We start from the raw sequence: 18052 nt of genomic DNA, 5'->3' as shown, positions 1-18052 counted from the left end.
GGGTGACGTCGCGTACATGTGCGTCCAGCTGTTCGATCAGGCAAGGTGTAACCCGAGATCGAACGGTGGCCGGCGGCCACCAGGGGCGGCGAGGAGCGGAAGTGCCTAAGCGGGGCCGATCGGGTGCGGGCAAGCGGGCGAGGGGAGGCCGGACGGTTCGCCAGGTGGGGCAGACCCCGCCCAGGCCGGTGCGCCCCGCCGAGGCGCCGCCCACCGAGGGCCTGCTCGGCCACCCCGCTCCGCCCGTCGAGCCCACCATCGAGGTGCCGCTGGCCCCGCCCGTCCCGGAGACCAGGGGTCTGCTGGCCCCCGAGCCGGAGCCCGAGCCGCAGCCCGAGCCGGAGCCCGAGCACCGGGCCGAACCGCAGCCCGGGTCGACACCGGAGCCGCCGCTGGAGCCGCACCCCGAGCTGACCATCGACCTGCGCCCGCGCGACGCAGCCCCCGAACGCCCGGCCCCCGAGCGCCCGGCCCCCGAGCGCCCGGCCCGTCGTCGTTCGGTCGCCGAGGACACCCTCACTCCCGAGGAGTGGCGCGCGGCCGGCTACACCCCGCCCACCGGCATCCCGATCCCCGAGCTGACCGCCGGTGCCCCCGGCGAGGTGCCCTGGCCGGACCGGATGCGCACCCTGCTGCGCACCCCGATGTCCGAGCGCCCCGCCTTCGAGCGCACCGCCCGCGAGATGCACCCCTCCGCGGGCGCCGCCCGCAACGTCCCGCGCATCCTCGACCTGACGCTGCGCATCGGCGAACTGCTGCTGGCCAGCGGCGAGGCCGCCGAGGACGTCGAGGCGGCGATGCTCGGCATCGCGCACGCCTACCGGCTGGACCGCTGCGAGCCGCAGGTGACCTTCACCCTGATTGGCATCTCGCACCAGCCCTCGCTGGTCGAGCCGCCGGTGACCGCCGACCGCGTGGTGCGCCGCCGCACCTCCGACTACACCCGGTTGAACGCGGTCTACGGGCTGGTGGCCGACATCACCGCGGAGAAGGTGACGGTCAACGACGCCTACCGCCGACTGGCCCTGATCCGCCGCAACCGGCACCCGTACCCGGCCTGGCTGCTGGCCCTGACCACCGGTCTGCTGGCCGGCGCGGCGACCTTCCTGGTCGGCGGGCGGCTCGACGACAAGGCCTGGCTGGTCTTCGGCAGCGCCTTCGTCGCGGCCGTCCTCGGCGACCGGCTGGCCTCCGCGCTGGCCCGGCGCCGGCTGCCGGAGTTCTACCAGTTCGTGGCGGCCGCGATGCCGGCGGCCGCCTCGGGCATCATCCTGTCCTTCAACGACTGGGGCCTGCGCGGCTCGGTGGTGATCACCGGTGGCCTGTTCGCCCTGCTGCCCGGGCGCGCGCTGGTGGCCGCCGTCCAGGACGGCCTGACCGGCTTCTACATCACCGCCGCGGCCCGGCTGCTGGAAGTGATCTACCTGGTCGCGGGCATCGTGATCGGTGTGATCATGATCCTCTACCTGGGCGTCGGCTTCGAGGCGAGGCTCAAGCCGGACGAGAGCCTGGCGGGCATCAGCTACCCGCCGGTCCAGATGGTCGCCGCGATGGTGCTGACCCTGGCCTTCGCGATGCTGTTGCAGACCGACCGCCGCACGCTCGCGCTGGTCACCCTCAACAGCGGCATCGGCTGGGCCAGCTACGGCGCGCTGGTGTACAACGCGCACGTCAACCCGATCGCCGCGACCGGGGTGGCGGCCGGACTGGTCGGCCTGTTCGGCCAGCTGATGGCGCGCTACCGCAACGGCTCGGCGCTGCCGTACGTGACCGCCGCGATCGGTCCGCTGATGCCGGGTTCGGCGCTCTACCTCGGGATGCTCGCCTTCGCCCAGGGCCACTCCAGCACCGGTCTGGTGTCGGTCTTCCGGGCGGCCGCGATCGCGATGGCGCTGGCGATCGGGGTGAATCTCGGTGGCGAGATCGCCCGGCTGTTCCTGAAACTTCCGGTGGGCGCCGAGCTGCCCTCGCTCTACCCGGCGGTGCCGCGCCGGGCGGCCAAGCGCACCCGGGGATTCTGACCGGGAGTCGGGCCCGGCCCCGTTGACGGGAACGCCGGGATCCGGGTCGGGGACCGGGCCGACGGGTCGGCATTCGGGCCGGAATCGGGCCGGTATCGGCTTCCGGGCCATGTCACGGCAGGTAGGACGCAGCACCAGGAACGAAGGTAAGACCCATGTCGACACTGCTGGACACCTACCGCGAGCACATCGTCAACGCGCAGAAGCAACCGCTGTTCCTGCTGCTGGTCGGCTTCATCACCTCCTTCGTCTTCATCCGGTTCAGCGTGCGGATGATCCGCGCCCAGGTGCGCTGGTGGCCCGGCAACGTCACCCCCGGCGGCCTGCACATCCACCACATGGTGTTCGGCCTGGGCTTCCTGCTGGTCGGCGGCATGGGGGTGTTCGCCTCCTACGGCACGCCCCCGTGGATCGACTGGTTCGGGCTGCTCTTCGGCATCGGCTGCGGCCTGGTACTGGACGAGTTCGCGCTGATCCTGCACCTGGACGACGTGTACTGGAGCGAACAGGGCCGCAAGTCGGTGGACGCGGTGATCTTCGGCATCCTGTTCACGGCCCTGCTGCTGATCGGGTACGTGCCGTTCGGCGCGCTGCCCGGCGAGGACACCCGCTGGGGCCTGATCACGGTGATCTCGGTGAACGCGCTGGCCTCGGTGATCACCCTGCTCAAGGGCAAGGTGTGGACCGGCCTGCTCGGCATCATGGTCCCCGGCCTGTCCTGGATCGGCGCGATCCGGCTGGCCCGCCCGAGCAGCCCGTGGGCCCGTTGGCGGTACACCACGCGTTCCCGCCGCCGGGCGCGTGCGCTCCGGCGCGAACGCCTGCTGCACCGGCGTGCGGACCGCGCCCGTACCTGGCTCTTCGACCTGATCGCCGGCGCGCCCGACAAGGTGCCCGCCAACCACCCGGCCGCCCACCGGGTCGCCGAGCGGATGGCCGCCCGGGCCTCCGCCCACCTCGACGCGCACGCGGCCCGGGCGCTGGCCCGGCGCCAGGCGCGACTGGCCGACCGCCGCTCCGCCGCCGTGGCCGCGGCGGCGGCGCACCAGTCTGCGGCGCACCCGCACCCGCAGCCGGTGGAGGGGGGAGCCGGGAGCGTCCCGAGCCGCTCGGCGGGGGCGCAGCAGCGCCGCCGCATCGTCCGCGCCGGGCGCAACCGGACGTACGGGGTCGGCCCGGCCGGGGCGGAGCGCCGGCCCGAGCGGCACCCCCACCTGCGGACGAGGACCCCTCGGGTCCATCGGTAGTTCGTGCACCCGTGCGGCCGACCGGAGTTGAGGCCCGGTCCGACCATCTGATGGTCACCCGGCCGGCGGAGCGCGTTCGAGGCCTGAACGGCGCGGGAGTTGAGAACATGAGCGACGAGTGACCGTTCTGTCCCGTGATGGGATGATTCGTCGGACCTTCCGCCGCCCGGCCGCCCGCCCGCGCGCCGCCCGGCAGCAGCCGGCGCCGTCCCCTCCGGACCCGTGAGAAGGGATGTCTCGTGGCGCGCAGGATCCTGCCGACCCTCCTGTTGTCCCTCACCGCCCTGTTCGGGCTGCTCCCCGCCGCCCAGGCGGCCCCGCCGGACCCCGACCCCCCGGTGGGCCCGGGCCCGTCGGGCCGGGACCCGGTGAACCGGGACCCGGTGGGCCAGGGCCCGGTGAACCGGGACCCGGTGGGCCAGGGCCCGTACCCGTCCGCCGGGGAGATCGACCGCTCCCGCGCCGAGGCCGACGCCAAGGCCGCCTCCGTCGCCGCACTGGAGACCGCGCTCACCGCCGCCCGGGCCGAACTCGACCGGGCCGGCCGCAGCGCCGAACAGGCCGTGGAGGCCTACAACGGCGCCCAGCTCGCCCTCACCCGGGCCCGCGCCGAGGAGACCGCCGCCAACCGGCGCGCGGCCGCCGCCGAGGCCGAGCGCTCCGGGGCGGCCGAGGACGCCGCCCGGCTCGCCGCCGAAACGTACCGCCAGGGCGCGGGCGCCGAACTGTCCGCGCTCAACGCCCTGCTCGGCGCCCACGGCCCGCGCGAGGCGGGCGACCGCGCCGCCGTGGTCGGCGTGGTCAGCGAGCGCACCCGGCAGATCCTGGACGCCGCCACCTCCACGGCCGCCGCCGCCCGCAGCGCCTCCGCCGCCGCCCGCACCGCCACCGAGGCCGCCGAGCGGGCCGCCGCCGAGGTCGGCGCGGCCAGGACCAGGGCGCAGCAGCGGCTCGCCGCCCAGCAGGGCGAGGTCGCGGCCGCCCACCGGCGTCGGGAGCAGCTGCTCGCCGAGCTGGCCGCCGCCCGGAACACCACCGTCGCGCTGGAGCGCGAGCGCCGCGAGGCGCTGGAGGCGATCGCCGCCCGGGAGGCGGAGGCGGCCGCCCGCGCCGCCGCCGAGCAGGCCGCCCGGGACGCCGATGCAGCCGCGGCAGCCGCCGCCAGGGCGCAGGCGGTGCCGCCCGCCGCCGGCTCCTGGTCGGCCGAGGGTGCGTCCGCCGCCGTGGCCTTCGCCAAGTCGAAGATCGGCCTGCCCTACATCTGGGGCGGCGAGGGGCCCGAGGGCTACGACTGCTCCGGGCTGACCATGATGGCCTGGCGTGAGGGCGGCAAGCAGCTCAACCACTTCGCGGCCGACCAGTACGCCCAGTCCACCCCGGTCAGCTACCGCCAACTGCGCCCCGGCGACCTGGTCTTCTGGACCGACACCGGCCGCTCCGCCGACATCCACCACGTCGGTCTCTACATCGGCGACGACCAGATGATCGAGGCCCCGCGGGTCGGCATGCCGGTCAAACAGGCCAGCCTCTGGATCATGGGTACCCCGGACTACTACGCCCGGCCTTAGCGACCGCGCTCACGGCCGACCCGTCAGCTCCTGGACCGGGATGAGCGCGACCACGCCGCTCGCCGCCCGCGCGAGCCCCGGGTCGAGGGTGACCGGGGCGTCGACCGGTCAATCCCGTCAATCCCGGTCCGCCGTCCGGCGCCGGGCGGTGACCCCGAACCGGCACAGGGAAGCGGACCGGCAGCCCGTGCGCCGGTGTCGGTGGCCCGCGCTAGCGTGGCGGCCCGATCACTTCTGAGGAGGCGCCGTGCACCTGCGGAACGTCGAACCGGGCGACGCCGAGGCGTACGTCCGGATGCGCTGCGACGAGGGGATGATGGCCGAGCTGGGCGGCCCGCTGCCGCGGGAGGCGGTGGAGGAGCGGCTGCGCAAGGACCTCGCCCTGGTGGCGGCGGACAGTGCCTGGATCAAGGTGATCGTGCCGGACGGTGAGGCCGGGCCCGGCGGGGCGGCCGGTCTGGTCACGCTCTGGCAGGACGAGGAGGAGGGCGTGACCGTCTCCGAGATCGGCTGGATGGTGCTGCCCGAGTTCCAGGGCCGGGGCCTCGCCAAGGCGGCGGTGCGGGAGGTGCTGGACGCGGCCGCGGCGGACGGCCGGTGGGGCGAGGTGCACGCCAACCCGGGGGTGACCAACGGCCCGTCCAACGGGATCTGCCGTTCGCTCGGTTTCCGGCTGCTCGGCGAGCGGGACCTCGACTTCGCGGACCGGATCCTGCGCACCAACCACTGGGTCGTGACGCCCGGGCGGCACGACGGATCGCGGGTCGGTTCGGGCACCGAATAATTCGGATGCCGCCCCAGGCCGTGCGCCGTACGGTGGCGCGATGGGCGAGAACATCGATGACACGGCCGTCGACACCGTGAACGGGATCCAGGTCAGGGCCGTCTCCGTGGACGAGGTGGCGGAGTGGAACCGGGCGCTCAACTTCGGCTTCCTGCGCCCGCACGCGGGCGTCGCGCCGGACCTGCGCCGTCGGCAGTGGCAGCCGGGCCGGATGGTGGCCGGCTTCGACGGCGACCGCCAGATATCCACCTTCCGCAGCTTCGACGTCGAACTGACCGTCCCCGGCGGGGCCGTGGTCCAGGCCGACGCGATCACCAACGTCACGGTCAGCTCCACCCATCGCCGCCGGGGCTTGCTCAGCACGATGATGCGCCGTGACCTCGCCTCCGCCGCCGAGCGCGGCTGTGCGGTCGCCATCCTGGCCGCCGCCGAGTACAACATCTACGGCCGCTTCGGCTTCGGTCCCGCCACCTGGGGCTGCGGCTGGCGCATCGACCTGGGGCGCACCCGCGGTCTGCGCGAGGGCCTGCCCGGGGTGCCCGGCGGCCGGACAGACTTCGTGACCCTGGCCGAGCAGCGCGAGCTGGGCGCCGAGTTGTACGACCGCTGGCGGCTCACCCAGCCGGGCGCGATCGCACGCGACGAGATCTGGTGGGAGCGCAGCACCAATGTGATCCAGGTGCCGGGCGACAGCTTCAAGGAGCCGTTCGCCGCCGTCCACCGGAACGCCGACGGCGAGGTCACCGGCCTGGTGGTCTACCGGGTCGAGAACAAGTGGGACGGCGCTCGCCCCGACAGCACGCTCACCGTGGACGACTTCATCGCCCTCGACCTGCCGACCGCCGTCGACCTGTGGCGCCTGGTGCTGTCCGTGGACTGGGTGCGCACGGTCGTCGTCGAGGGCGTCTCCCCGGACGACCCGTTGCCGCTGCTGCTCCAGGACCCGCGCGCGGCCGTCCCGGACGCGGCGAACGCCGACCTCATGTGGCTGCGGCTGCTGGACGTCGAGGCCGCCTTCGGCGCCCGGACGTACGGCGCCGCGGGCCGGGTGGTTCTGGAGGTCGAGGACCGGCTCGGCTACGCCTCCGGCCGGTTCGCGATCGAGGTCGCCGGGGACGGCACCGGGCGCTGCACCCGTACCACCGACGACGCCGATCTCGCCCTGGGCGCATCCGGGTTGGGCTCGCTCTACCTGGGTTCCGAGACGGCTCCGAGGCTGGCCGCGGCCGGACTGCTCACCGAGCTGCGCCCGGACGCGGCGGCCGCCGCCGACCTGCTGCTGCGCACCCCGCTGCGGGCCTGGACGCCGACCGAGTTCTGAGCGGCCGGGAACGACGCCGGAGGCCGGCCCACGGATCGCGGGCCGGCCTCCGCCGATTAACCGATCACCCTTCGGCCCTGCAACTGCTGGGGGCCGCGGCCTACTTGACCGCCGTCTTCCCGATCGTCGGAAGGATGAAGTCCTGGATCAGCCCCTTGGCGTCCCGCACGATGGGCCGGAACACCCGGTAGCGCGACAGGTTGATCAGCCGGGCGGCCATCGGCGTCGAGCGCCGGACGAACTCCCTGGTCCGCTCGGTGTCCTCGGTCCGGTCGAAGACCCAGTAGAGCACCACGACCATCAGGTTCAGCCAGAGCACGTCCGGCAGCAGCTCGACCAGTTCGGCGTCCAGCTTCGGCGCCAGGTCGGAGCCCTGGAGGACATCGCGGAACAGCTCGACGGCCGTCGCCCGGGCGGGGTGGGACTCGTTGGAGAACGGGCTCAGCGAACTGGTCGGGTCGGCCGCCGTGCGGAAGAACTGGGCGGCGAACTCGTGGTACGGCGCGGCCGTGTCGAGCCAGGAGGTGAGCGCGATCTGCAGCCGCTCGGAGAAGTCCCGGGTGTGGGCCATGCGGCGCCTGGCGTCGGCCGCGTGGTCGTGGGTCATCCGGTCGTAGAACCCCTGGATCAGGAATTCCTTCGCGGAGAAGTAGTAGTAGGCGTTGCCGACCGACACGCCCGCCTCGGTGGCGATGGCGCGCATCGTGGTCTTCTCGTAGCCCCGTTCCTGGAACAGCCGCATGGCCGTCTCCAGGATCAGCGCCCGGGTCGCCTCGCTCTTGTCGGTCTTGGGCTGGGCCCGGCCGCCGGGCATGGGCCCGCCGTCCGTGCCGGGTGCGGCCGAGGCGCCGGCCGCACCCTTCTCGCCGTCCGTTCGGTTCGTCGCTGCCAGGTCGTCCACGGGCAGAGCCTAACCGGAGACGACGTTCCACCCGGTGTCGGTGCTGTCGGTGCTCGTGGCACCGGATACCCCCTCCGCATCCGGTGCCACGCCCACCTCCCCGCTGATTTCGAACGCGTTCAAAAGCTTGCCAGAACTGTAGACACTGTGGTTGAACATGTTCAACTCCATCTCTGTGGGAGGCTCGTCACATGACGGGAACAGGGCGGATCACCATTCGGCACGGCGAAGAGCGGGACGCCGTGCGCATCGCGGACCTGCACACCGAGAGCTGGTGCAGCAGCTACCGCGGGATCGTCCCCGACGAAGCGCTCGGGGACGGACTGGCCGTCCAGCGGCGCGAGCTGTGGCAACTGCGCCTGACGGTCGACTACGGGACGCCGGAGAACACGCCCGTGTTGCTGATCGCCGAACGGGCCGGGGAGCCGGCCGGGTTCGTCTACCTGGTGCCGCAGCCCGACGGCGGGGTGCTGGTGGACAACCTGCACGTCCGCCCGGGCCTCACCGGCGGTGGGATCGGTCGGGAGCTGCTGGCGGCAGCCCGCGCCGAGGTCGCCGCACGGCACCCCGGTGCCGAGCTGTACCTGGAGGTACTGAGCGCCAACACCCGCGCGATCGCCTTCTACGAGCGTGAGGGCGGTGTGCGGGTCAGGGCGCAGGAAGGTGTGTTCCCGGGCGGGTACCGGCTGCCCGAGTACGTGTACGCCTGGCCGGCCGGGCCCGGGTCAGCGCCCGGCGCGGCCGCGGTCGACCCGACCCGACCGGTTGGGCCGGGTCAGTCGACGTCGTAGACCGTCACCGGCACGCCGCGCGCCGTCAGTCGCTCCGCCACCAGCGGTTCGACCTTCGACCAGCGCCCGCCCGCCAGTCCGCAGCCGATCCGCGGCATGTGGACGGAGGCGCCGAGTTCGAGCGCGCGCTCGGCCAGGGCGGCCAGCCCGGTGTCGATGGCCTCGTACCGCACCGGCACTCCGGTGGAGCGGCCGGTCCGGATGCCGCGCTGGCCGACCAGGTTGGCCACCCAGACGTACGGCTCGACCTGCACCATTTGCAGGGCGCCGAGACCGAAGTCGTTCTTCGCCCGCTCCCGGTGCCAGCGCCGGAACGCGGTCTCGGGCTCGGGCCAGCGTCTGGAGAGAGCGAGCACGAAGCCCTTTCCCCAGCCGCCCAGATCGTTGCAGACGTGCGCGATCACCTTCACGCCCTTGCCACGGGGCGTGGTGGCATCGCCTCGGACGTAGGTGATTTCCGCCATGACTAGAAGTTAGACGGAGGCACTGACAACCCGCTCGGCATTTTCCCGCGCCCCGGCCGCCCCGGTCGCGTCGCCCGCGTCGCCCGCCCCGGCCGCGTCGCCCGCCGGGCGCAGGTGGCGCCGCCCGGCCAGCGCGATCAGCAGGGCGAGCGCGGCGGCGCCGGCGGGCAGGGCGTAGCCGGTGCCGGGCGCGGCGTGCTCGGCGACCGTTCCGGCGATCGCCGCCCCGGCCGAGATGCCGACCACGATGCCGGACACCGCCACCGCCATCCCCTCGTTGAACTGCCGCTGCGGCAGCAGCTCCTGTACCAGCGTCATGCCGGTCACCATGGTCGGCGCGGTGGCGGTGCCGGCCGCGAACAGCACCACGCCGAGCACCGCGAGCCCGGCCCCGCCGAGTCCGGCGGCGAGCGGCAGCAGCAGGACCCCGGCCATCGCGGCCGCCCCTACGAGGAAGCGCACCCCCGGCGCCCGGCGCGGCGTCAGCAGTCCGAACAGCAGCCCGGCCACGCAGGATCCGGCCGCGACCAGGCCCAGCAGCCCGCCGGCCGCGGCCTTGTGGCCGAGCGAGTCGGCGTAGGCGACGGTGGTGATCTCGGTCGCGCCGAAGACCATGCCGGTGGCGAGGAAGGTCAGCACCAGCACCCGCAGCCCGGGCACCCGCAGCGGGGAGCCGTGCCGTCGGCCGTCCGACACCCGGACGGGCAGCGGCGGTTCGGTGCGCCGCTGGGCGGCGAACAGCAGGGCGCCGGTGGTGCCGAGCGCACCGGAGGCGAGCAGCCCGGCCTCCGGGGCGACCGTGGTGCAGACCAGCATCGCGAGCACCGGCCCGGCCATGAAGCAGAGTTCGTCCAGCGCCTGTTCGAAGGAGTTGGCCAGGTGCCGGGCGGCCTGGTCGTCCCGGTGGAGGTGCGCCCAGCGGGCCCGGGCCATGCCGCCGAGGTTCGGCGCGGCCGCGCAGGCGGCCCAGCAGGCGTACAGCGTCCAGTCCGGCGCTCCGAGCCGGACGCAGAGCAGCAGGGCGAGGAGGGGCAGGACGTTGTACAGCGCGGCCGGTACCGCGACCCGCGACTGCCCGTACCGGTCCACCAGGCGCCCGAGCAGTGGCATTCCGATCGCGCCGGTGACCAGCCCGGCCGCCGAGACCGTCCCGGCCAGCGCGTAGGAGCCGCGTCGTTCCGCGAGCAGCACCACCAGGGAGACGCCGTTCATCGACAGCGCGAGCCGGCCGAGCAGCCCGGCCAGGGTGAAGGCGGTGGCGCCGGGGGCCGCGAACAGCCGGCGGTAGGAGGCGAGGAGGGCGCGCGGGGGCAATCGGGCTCCTGGGACGCAGGGCGGAAGGGGGATGTGCCAAGCCTCCCCGCGCCGCCGGGCGGGCGTCCAACACCTGTTTCGCCACACTCACAACAGCTTGTTGTTAATCTCTCGTCCATGCCCCGCGACCTGCACCCCCGCCTGCTCCGCGGCTTCGTCGCGACCGCCGAGACCCTGCACTTCGGCCGGGCCGCCGAGCGGCTGTACGTCGCCCAGCAGGCACTCAGCCGGGACGTCCGCACCCTGGAGGGACTGCTCGGCGACGCACTGTTCACCCGCACCACCCGCAGCGTCGAACTCACCCCGGCCGGGCGGCGGTTGCTGCCCAGGGCCCGCCGGCTGCTCGCGCTCCACGACGAGATCCTCGCCGAGGCCGATGCCGGCGCCGGTGCGAGGGCCGCCCGACCGCTGCTGCTCGACCTCAACAGCGACGTCACCGGCCCGGACCTCACCGCCGACCGGGTGCTCCAACGGGCCCGTGCCGCCTGGCCGGAGGGCGAACTGCTGGCCCGCTTCCACGGCGGTCTGGCCGCGGCCGCCGACGAGCTGCTGGCGCACCGGCTGGACGCCTCGTTCGGCCGCTTCGCCGGTCTGCCCGCCCCGGTGCGCGGCCGACTCGCCCAGCTGCCGGTGCGGTTGGAGCGGATCTCGGTGATGATGGCGGACACCCACCCGCTGGCCGACCGCCCGGTGCTGCGGCCGGCCGAACTGGCCGGGCACCCGGTCGACATCTGCGCGGGAAACCCGGCGACCACCGAGTGGGCCGACCTCGGCGCCCGGCTGCTGCGCGAGCACGGCCTGGCCGCGGCCGAGCCGTACGTCCCGCCGGTGGGCCTGGACGAGACCGCCCGCTACCTGGCCCGGCACGGCGACCCGATGCTGACCACGGTCGGCGGGCCGAAGATCCCGGGATCGGTGAACGTGCCGCTGGTGGAGCCGGTGCCGCTGTGCCTGGTGAGCCTGGTGCACCGGCCCGGCGAGCGCCATCCGGGGCTGCGTGCGCTGGCCGCCGCCGCGAGCGAACTCGGCGCGGCCGAGAGCTGGTTGAGCCGCCCGGCGGGCAGCTGGCTGCCCGCGGCGGACGCGGAGCTGCTCGCCGCCGCGCAAGGCACCGCCCCTGCCTCGGGGGATAGGCAGGGGCGGTGGGCTCGGTGGACGCGGCCGGCGGACGGGCGGCTCAGGCCGCCTTGACGGCGGAGATGTCGAAGCTGAGCTTGACCTTCTCGCCGATCAGCACGCCGCCGGTCTCCAGGGCCGCGTTGTAGGTCAGGCCGAAGTCGGTGCGGTCCACGACCGCCTTGCCCTCGAAGCCGACCCGCTCGGCGCCGTAGGCGTCGGTGGCGCTGCCGGTGTACTCCAGGTCCAGGACGACCGGGCGGGTGGTGCCCTTGATGGTGAGCTCGCCGTTCATCCGGTAGGAGTCCTCGCCGACCGCCTCGGTGGAGGTGCTGCGGAAGCGGATCTCCGGGTAGGTCTCGGCGGCGAAGAAGTCGCCGGTGCGCAGGTGCTCGTCGCGCTGGGCCTGGTTGGTGTCGATGCTGGCGACCTTGATCACCAGGTCGGCCGAGGAGTTGCCGGGCGCGGCGCCGTCCAGGTGCAGCTTGCCGTCGTACTCGGTGAAGCGGCCCTTGACGTTGGTGACCATCGCGTGGCGGACCGAGAAGCCGATCTCGCTGTGCATGGCGTCGACGGTCCAGTCGCCGGTCAGGTGCGACAGGTCCGGGCCGGCCGGGGTCCGGACGGCGGTGGCGGTGGTGGTCTTGGTGCGGTTGAACAGGCCCATGGCTCCTCCTCGGGTTCGAAGCCATTTGTTTAGGCTTCAACTTCTTGGCTCCAGCGTACGACGCTTTCGTTCAAGTTTCAACCACATCTCCCCGGGACTTCTTCCGGAAACGGCCCCGCGTCCGGCCCGACGGTCACTGTCGGACCACCCGGCTAGGCTGCGAAGAACAGTCCGACCAGCCCGGAAGGCCCTCATGTTCGTCCTGCACGCGCTCTGGCGGTCGGACGAACGGCTGGCCCTGTGGGCCGAGGACGCCCGCTCCCACGGCTCCGCCGAACCCCACCCGGACCGGCCCGCGCCGCGCGCCCACCCCTTCGCCTGCCCGGCCGGGACCCTGGCCGCCGTTCTCGGCGGCATCGGCCCCGGCCTCGGCTGGCTCGCCGGACGGGCCCCCGAGCGCTGGGCCACCCTGCTGCTGCCCACCGTCGGGGCGCTGCCCGCCCCCTCGCCCGACCTGCCGGTCACCCCGCCGCGCGGCGGCGCCGTCCTCACCCCCTGGCGGGTGCCCGCACTCCTCTTCGACGCCGGGGCCGCCGCCCAGCTGCTCGGCGAGGTCCACGACCCGCACTGGGCCGTCACCGACACCGACCTGCCCGGCACCGGCCGGGTCGAGGTGGTCTACGGCCCCTCGCTGCGCTGGCTCACCGGGGTGCACGACCTCGCCTGGCGCACGGTCGGCCGGGGCCGGGTGCTGCCGCTGCCCGTCCTGGCCGACGGCCACCCCCGGGCCCGCTGGCGGCCCGACCCCACCCCGGCCGGGCGCCGGGAGGCCGCCGGACTCGCGGCGGGCTGCCCGCCCGTCCTGCTCGGCGAACGGCCCGCCGGCGCGACGACCGGCGAGGAGCTGCTCGAAGCCGCCCTGGGCGCCCTGGTGGACGCCGAGGCCCGCGCGGCCCTGGCCGACACGCCCTTCCCCGACACCGGCGGCACGGTCGCCGACCGCTGGCTGCACGCCCTCACCACCCGCACCGGCGAGATCGACGCCCCATCCAGTGACATCGCCGAGCTGCGCCGCCGGATCACCGACTGGTACGCCACCGCCGAGCCCGCCGACCCCGCGCTGCGGCTCTGCTTCCGCCTGGTCGAACCGCTCGGCCCCGCCGACGACGACCCCGAAGGCCGCCCCTCCGACGACGCCTGGCAGCTGGAGTTCCTGCTCCAGGCCGTCGACGAGCCCTCCCTGCTGGTCCGCGCCGCCGACCTCCACGAGGGCGGCGCGGCGTACGCCGCCCTCGCCCGCAGAACCACCCGGCGCCCGCAGCCCCCGGCCCCGGCGGACGGGCCCGCCGACCCGGCCGAGGTCCTGGCCGCCGAACTCGCCCGCGCCGCCCACCGCTGGCCCGCCCTGGACGGGCTGCGCCACCGCTCCCGCCCGTCCGCCCTGCCGCTCGACCGGACCGGCGCCCTCGACTTCCTGCGCGCCGCCGCGCCCGCCCTCGCCGCGGCCGGCTTCGGCGTGCTGCTGCCCGCCTGGTGGCGCCGCCGGCCCCGGCTCGGGCTCGCCCTGCGCGCCACCACCCCGCCCGCACCCGGCACCCTGGCCGTCACCAGCCAGGTCGACCGGGACGCCGTGGTCGCCTTCCGCTGGCAGGCCGCGCTCGGCCCGGACGGCACCCCGCTCACCGAACAGGAACTCGCCGAACTCGCCGCCGCCAAACAGGGACTGGTACGGGTCCGGGGCACCTGGCTGGAGGCCGACCCGGCCCAGATCGCCGCCGCCCTCGCCTTCCTCACCCAACAGCGCGACGGCCTGCTGGCCGCCGCCGACCTGCTGCGGCTCGCCCTCGACCCCGAGGCGACGGTCGCCGGGCTGCCGGTCACCGGCGTCCGGGTGGACGGCCCGCTCGGCGAGCTGCTCACCGGCGGCGCCGGTAGCGCCCCCGAGGAGACGGCACTCCCACCGGACTTCCGCGCCGAACTGCGCCCCTACCAGCGGCGCGGACTCGCCTGGCTCAGGACCATGTCCGGACTCGGCCTCGGCGCCGTCCTGGCCGACGACATGGGCCTCGGCAAGACCGTCCAGACCCTCGCCCTGCTCGCCGCCGAGAAGCACGACGGTGCGACCGGCCCCACCCTGCTGGTCTGCCCGATGTCCCTGGTCGGCAACTGGCAGCGCGAGGCCGAGCGCTTCGCCCCCGGGCTGCGCCGCCACGTCCACCACGGCGCCGGACGCCTCGGCGCCGGGCAACTCGCCGACGCAGTCAGGGGAGTGGACCTGGTCATCACCACCTACGGGCTGGTCCAGCGCGACCTCGCCGCCCTGCGCGCGATCCCCTGGCGCCGGGTCGTCGCCGACGAGGCGCAGCACATCAAGAACAGCGGCACCGCCCAGTCCCGGGCGATCCGCGCGCTGCCCGTCACCCGGCACCGGATCGCCCTCACCGGCACCCCGGTGGAGAACCGGCTCGCCGAACTGCACGCCGTACTGGACTTCGCCAACCCCGGTCTGCTCGGCCCGGCCGAGCGCTTCAAGGAGCGCTACGCGATTCCGGTCGAGGTGCACCGCAATCCCCAGCGCACCGCAGAACTCCGGCGCCGCACCGCCCCGTTCGTGCTGCGGCGGCTCAAGTCGGACCCGGCGGTGGCGGCCGAGCTGCCCGCCAAGCAGGAGATGACCGTCTGGTGCAACCTCACCGCCGAACAGGCAGGGCTCTACCAGGCGGTGGTCGCCGACCTGCTCCAGCGGGTCGAGGGCATCCGGGGCGTGGAGCGGCGCGGCACGGTGCTGGCGGCGATCGGCAAGCTCAAGCAGGTCTGCAACCATCCCGCCCAACTGCTGCACGACGGCTCACCGTTGGGCGAGCGCTCGGGCAAGGTCGCCCGGCTCGCCGAACTGCTGGAGGAGGCGCTGGCCGAGGGTGACCGCACGCTGGTCTTCACCCAGTACGCCGAGTTCGGCACGATGCTCCGCCCGTACCTGGAGCGCCGGCTCGGCGAGGAGGTGCTGTACCTCCACGGCGGCGTCCCGCGCGCCCGCCGCGAGGAGCTCGTCCAGCGCTTCCAGTCCCCGGACGGGCCGGGGGTGTTCCTGCTCTCGCTGCGGGCCGGCGGCACCGGCCTCAACCTGACCGCCGCCAACCAGGTGATCCACCTCGACCGTTGGTGGAACCCGGCGGTCGAGGAGCAGGCCACCGACCGCGCCTTCCGGATCGGCCAGCGCCGCGACGTCCAGGTCCGCCGCCTGGTCTGCGTCGGCACCGTCGAGGAGCGGATCGACGAACTCCTCACCGCGAAGCGCTCGTTGGCCGAGACCGTGGTGGGCGAGGGGGAGCACTGGCTCACCGACCTGCCGGTCGAGGCGCTGCGCGAACTGGTCGCCCTCACCCGCGAGGACGCCGTGGCCGAGGAGGACGCGTGACCGAACGACCGAGGCCCGAGACGGTCAACGTCGCCGCCTACTGGCGCGGCGACTTCACCCTGAAGACCCCCGACGAGGAACCGGCCGAACCCTCACTGAACCGCCTCGGCCGCTCCGGCATCACCGTCCACGGCCGCGACCTCGCCACCCTCCTGGCCCCCGCCTACGACACCTTCCGCTCCTAGAACAGCCCCCTACCGTGCGGTAGCGTCCCGACCGTGACCGACACCTCCGACACCCGGCTCGCCGACTTCGAACAACACCGTCGGACGGTCTTCGGCATCGCCTACCGGATGCTCGGCAGCGTCGCCGACGCCGAGGACCTCGTCCAGGACACCTGGCTGCGCTGGAGCCAGGTCACCGGCCCGGTCGCCAGCCCCGGCGGCTACCTGGCCCGTACGGTCACCAACCTCGCCCTCAACCGCCTCGACTCCGCCGCCCACCGCCGCGAGTCCTACGTCGGCCCCTGGCTGCCCGAACCGCTGGTCACCGAGCCGGACGCGACCGAGGGCGTCGAGCGTGCCGAGACCGTCTCGCTGGCGCTGCTGGTGGTGCTGGAGAGCCTCTCCCCGCTGGAACGGGCGGTGTTCGTCCTCAAGGAGGCCTTCGGCTTCTCCTACCAGGAGATCGCCGAGGCACTGGACCGCACCGAGGCCGCCTGCCGTCAGGTCGGCAGCCGGGCCAGGGCGCACGTGCGCGCCCGCCGACCCCGCTTCGACGCCCCGCCGGAGCTGCGCCGCCGGGCCACCGACGAGTTCCTGGCGGCCTGCGTCGGCGGCGACCTCAACCGGGTGCTCGCCCTGCTCGCGCCCGACGTCACCACCTGGAGCGACGGCGGCGGCGTGATCACCGCCGCGGTGCGGCCGGTCACCGGCGCCGACAACGTCGCCCGCTTCCTGCTCGGCCTGCTCCGCAAGCTGGGCGAGGGCGTGGGCGCCCGTCCGGTCCTGGTCAACGGCCAGCCCGGCCTGCTGATCACCGTCGACGGCGCCGTCGACTCCGTCTCCGTGCTCGAATTCACCGAGGGACCGGACGGCACCCCGCTGGTCTCCGAGATCCGGGCCGTCCGCAACCCGCACAAGCTCGCCCACCTGGCTTGACCCTCGACCAGGTCGAGCCCCGAGAGTCACCGGCATGGAGAGCGAGCTGCACAGCATCGGCGAACTGGCCCGCGCCAGCGGCCTGGGCGTCGGCACCCTGCGCTACTACGACGGCGCCGAGGTGCTCACCCCCGCCTGGGTCGACCCGCAGACCGGCTACCGCTGGTACCGGCCCGGCCAACTCGCCGACGCCCGCCTGCTGGCCCGGCTGCGCCGGGTCGGCCTGCCGCTGACGGCGATCCGCGCCGTCCTCGCCGCCGCCCCCGGCAGCGGCGAGGCCGAGCGCGTCCTCGACGCCCACCTGCGCCGGCTGGAGGACGGCCTGTCCGACGCCCGCCGCGAACTCTCCCTGATCCGCACGACGATCGAACAGAGGGAGCACCCGATGACCACCACCCCTGCCGACCTGCGCCTCACCGTCCCCTCCGACGGCCTGGCCGCCGCCCTCGACGCGGTCCGCTTCGCGGTCTGCGGAGACCCGGACGTGCCCTCCCTCGCCGGAGTGCTCTTCGAACCCGACGGCCCGATGCTGCGCCTGGTCGCCACCGACCGCTACCGGATGGCCCTCGCCGAACTGCCCGCCCTCGGCGCGCCCCAGCAGCCGACCGCCGGCACCACCGTCCCCACCGCCCTGGTCGACGCCCTGCGCGCCCTCCTGCCCGCCGACCCGACCGACGTCACCCTCACCCTCGGCCCCGGCACCTTCCGCGCCGAAACCCCCGACCACCGCATCGAGGGCACCCCGCTCGACCTCGACTACCCCGACCACCGCACCCTGACCCGGCTCGACCCCCAGCACCGGATCACCCTCCCCGCCGCCGAACTGCGCACCGCCATCGAAACCGGCGCCACCCGCACCCTCCCCTCCGGCCCCCAGGGCACCGACTGCCAGGTCACCGTCCTGACCCTCACCCAGGACGGCCGCCTCACCGTCGCCGACGCCCTCACCCCCGACGACTTCCAGGTGGCCGTCAACCGCGACTTCCTCCTCGACGCCCTGCGCGCCGCCCACCCCGAACAACTCCTCCTCGAACTCGGCGGCCCCATCGCCCCCCTCGCCATCCGCACCCCCGGCCGAACCGGCACCTTCTCCGTCCTGATGCCCGTCCGCCTCCCCTAGCGTCATCGCCACACCGCTCAACTGCCCGACAGACGAGCCCAAACGGGCCTGACCCCCACACCCCTTTCCCCCATCCACGGGCGCGCGGGCCACGCCCCGCGCGCCCACGACACCCCCCACCCACCCCCTCCTCACCCCCTCCCTCCTCACCCCCTCCCTCCTCACCCCCCACCCCCCACCCCTCCCACCCAACCCAGGCGAGAGGGACGCGCTGCGGGAGGGGGCGGTGGAGGGGGTGGGTGCGGAAGGGGGCGTGACGGGTGATTTTCAGACTGCCAAC

At 74.5% G+C, this 18052-nt stretch carries 16 protein-coding genes; 11 read left to right on the top strand and 5 right to left on the bottom strand.

Going from position 1 to position 18052, the window contains the following annotated elements:
* The first annotated feature begins 302 nt into the window (after window positions 1-302).
* The 5 genes from ACZ6Z8_RS38305 to ACZ6Z8_RS38285 all read left to right on the top strand — a co-directional run bounded on the left by ACZ6Z8_RS38305 (window position 303) and on the right by ACZ6Z8_RS38285 (window position 6941).
* A complete protein-coding gene (locus tag ACZ6Z8_RS38305) occupies window positions 303-2021 on the top strand; it encodes a threonine/serine exporter family protein (protein ID WP_465614598.1) in 1719 nt (572 codons plus the stop codon).
* 155 nt (window positions 2022-2176) lie between these two features.
* Window positions 2177-3268: a hypothetical protein gene (locus tag ACZ6Z8_RS38300; RefSeq protein WP_465614586.1), complete on the top strand. Its 1092-nt coding sequence runs from the start codon at window positions 2177-2179 to the stop codon at window positions 3266-3268.
* A gap of 239 nt (window positions 3269-3507) precedes the next feature.
* Window positions 3508-4836 (top strand): C40 family peptidase, encoded by a 1329-nt coding sequence (locus ACZ6Z8_RS38295; protein WP_465614585.1) that lies wholly within the window; start codon window positions 3508-3510, stop codon window positions 4834-4836.
* Between the two features lie 247 nt (window positions 4837-5083).
* A complete protein-coding gene (locus tag ACZ6Z8_RS38290; RefSeq protein WP_465614584.1) occupies window positions 5084-5620 on the top strand; it encodes a GNAT family N-acetyltransferase in 537 nt (178 codons plus the stop codon).
* 40 nt (window positions 5621-5660) lie between these two features.
* Window positions 5661-6941, top strand: coding sequence for a GNAT family N-acetyltransferase (locus tag ACZ6Z8_RS38285; RefSeq protein ID WP_465614583.1), 1281 nt, complete (start codon window positions 5661-5663; stop codon window positions 6939-6941).
* 100 nt (window positions 6942-7041) lie between these two features.
* Here the strand turns inward: ACZ6Z8_RS38285 and ACZ6Z8_RS38280 are convergent, their stop codons facing one another.
* Window positions 7042-7842: a TetR/AcrR family transcriptional regulator gene (locus ACZ6Z8_RS38280; RefSeq protein WP_465614582.1), complete on the bottom strand. Its 801-nt coding sequence runs from the start codon at window positions 7840-7842 to the stop codon at window positions 7042-7044.
* A 9-nt stretch (window positions 7843-7851) separates the two neighbouring features.
* Window positions 7852-8001 (bottom strand): hypothetical protein, encoded by a 150-nt coding sequence (locus ACZ6Z8_RS38275; protein ID WP_465614581.1) that lies wholly within the window; start codon window positions 7999-8001, stop codon window positions 7852-7854.
* A 32-nt stretch (window positions 8002-8033) separates the two neighbouring features.
* Here ACZ6Z8_RS38275 and ACZ6Z8_RS38270 point away from each other — a divergent pair, with 32 nt between their 5' ends.
* A complete protein-coding gene (locus ACZ6Z8_RS38270; protein WP_465614580.1) occupies window positions 8034-8633 on the top strand; it encodes a GNAT family N-acetyltransferase in 600 nt (199 codons plus the stop codon).
* Here the strand turns inward: ACZ6Z8_RS38270 and ACZ6Z8_RS38265 are convergent.
* Complete coding sequence (locus ACZ6Z8_RS38265) at window positions 8618-9097, bottom strand: macro domain-containing protein (protein WP_465614579.1); 480 nt, start codon at window positions 9095-9097, stop codon at window positions 8618-8620. The two genes, ACZ6Z8_RS38270 and ACZ6Z8_RS38265, sit on opposite strands and share 16 nt — an antisense overlap.
* Window positions 9098-9106: 9 nt before the next feature.
* Window positions 9107-10411 carry an MFS transporter gene (locus ACZ6Z8_RS38260; RefSeq protein ID WP_465614578.1) on the bottom strand — a complete coding sequence of 435 codons (1305 nt, stop codon included), beginning with the start codon at window positions 10409-10411 and terminating at the stop codon, window positions 9107-9109.
* A gap of 117 nt (window positions 10412-10528) precedes the next feature.
* Here ACZ6Z8_RS38260 and ACZ6Z8_RS38255 point away from each other — a divergent pair, with 117 nt between their 5' ends.
* Entirely contained in the window at window positions 10529-11602 is a 1074-nt protein-coding gene (locus ACZ6Z8_RS38255) for a LysR family transcriptional regulator (RefSeq protein WP_465614577.1), read from the top strand.
* Here ACZ6Z8_RS38255 and ACZ6Z8_RS38250 read toward each other — a convergent pair.
* Window positions 11589-12194 (bottom strand): YceI family protein, encoded by a 606-nt coding sequence (locus ACZ6Z8_RS38250; protein ID WP_465614576.1) that lies wholly within the window; start codon window positions 12192-12194, stop codon window positions 11589-11591. The genes ACZ6Z8_RS38255 and ACZ6Z8_RS38250 overlap by 14 nt on opposite strands.
* Before the next feature lie 193 nt (window positions 12195-12387).
* Here ACZ6Z8_RS38250 and ACZ6Z8_RS38245 point away from each other — a divergent pair, with 193 nt between their 5' ends.
* From ACZ6Z8_RS38245 to ACZ6Z8_RS38230, 4 genes are read left to right on the top strand one after another with little or no spacing between them, the layout of a single operon-like run.
* Complete coding sequence (locus ACZ6Z8_RS38245) at window positions 12388-15552, top strand: DEAD/DEAH box helicase (RefSeq protein WP_465614575.1); 3165 nt, start codon at window positions 12388-12390, stop codon at window positions 15550-15552.
* A complete protein-coding gene (locus ACZ6Z8_RS38240; protein WP_465614574.1) occupies window positions 15549-15737 on the top strand; it encodes a hypothetical protein in 189 nt (62 codons plus the stop codon). The genes ACZ6Z8_RS38245 and ACZ6Z8_RS38240 overlap by 4 nt, the downstream gene beginning before the upstream one ends.
* A 33-nt stretch (window positions 15738-15770) precedes the next feature.
* Entirely contained in the window at window positions 15771-16652 is an 882-nt protein-coding gene (locus ACZ6Z8_RS38235) for an RNA polymerase sigma-70 factor (RefSeq protein ID WP_465614573.1), read from the top strand.
* 34 nt (window positions 16653-16686) lie between these two features.
* The gene (locus tag ACZ6Z8_RS38230; protein WP_465614572.1) at window positions 16687-17772 is read left to right on the top strand and encodes a DNA polymerase III subunit beta family protein; all 1086 of its coding nucleotides are present in this window, start codon (window positions 16687-16689) and stop codon (window positions 17770-17772) included.
* Window positions 17773-18052: the final 280 nt, after the last annotated feature.

The organism is Kitasatospora sp. NPDC101108 (assembly GCF_055584725.1).
Note: the sequence above shows the minus strand (reverse complement) of the source record. Positions and strands in the feature narration are given on the sequence as shown.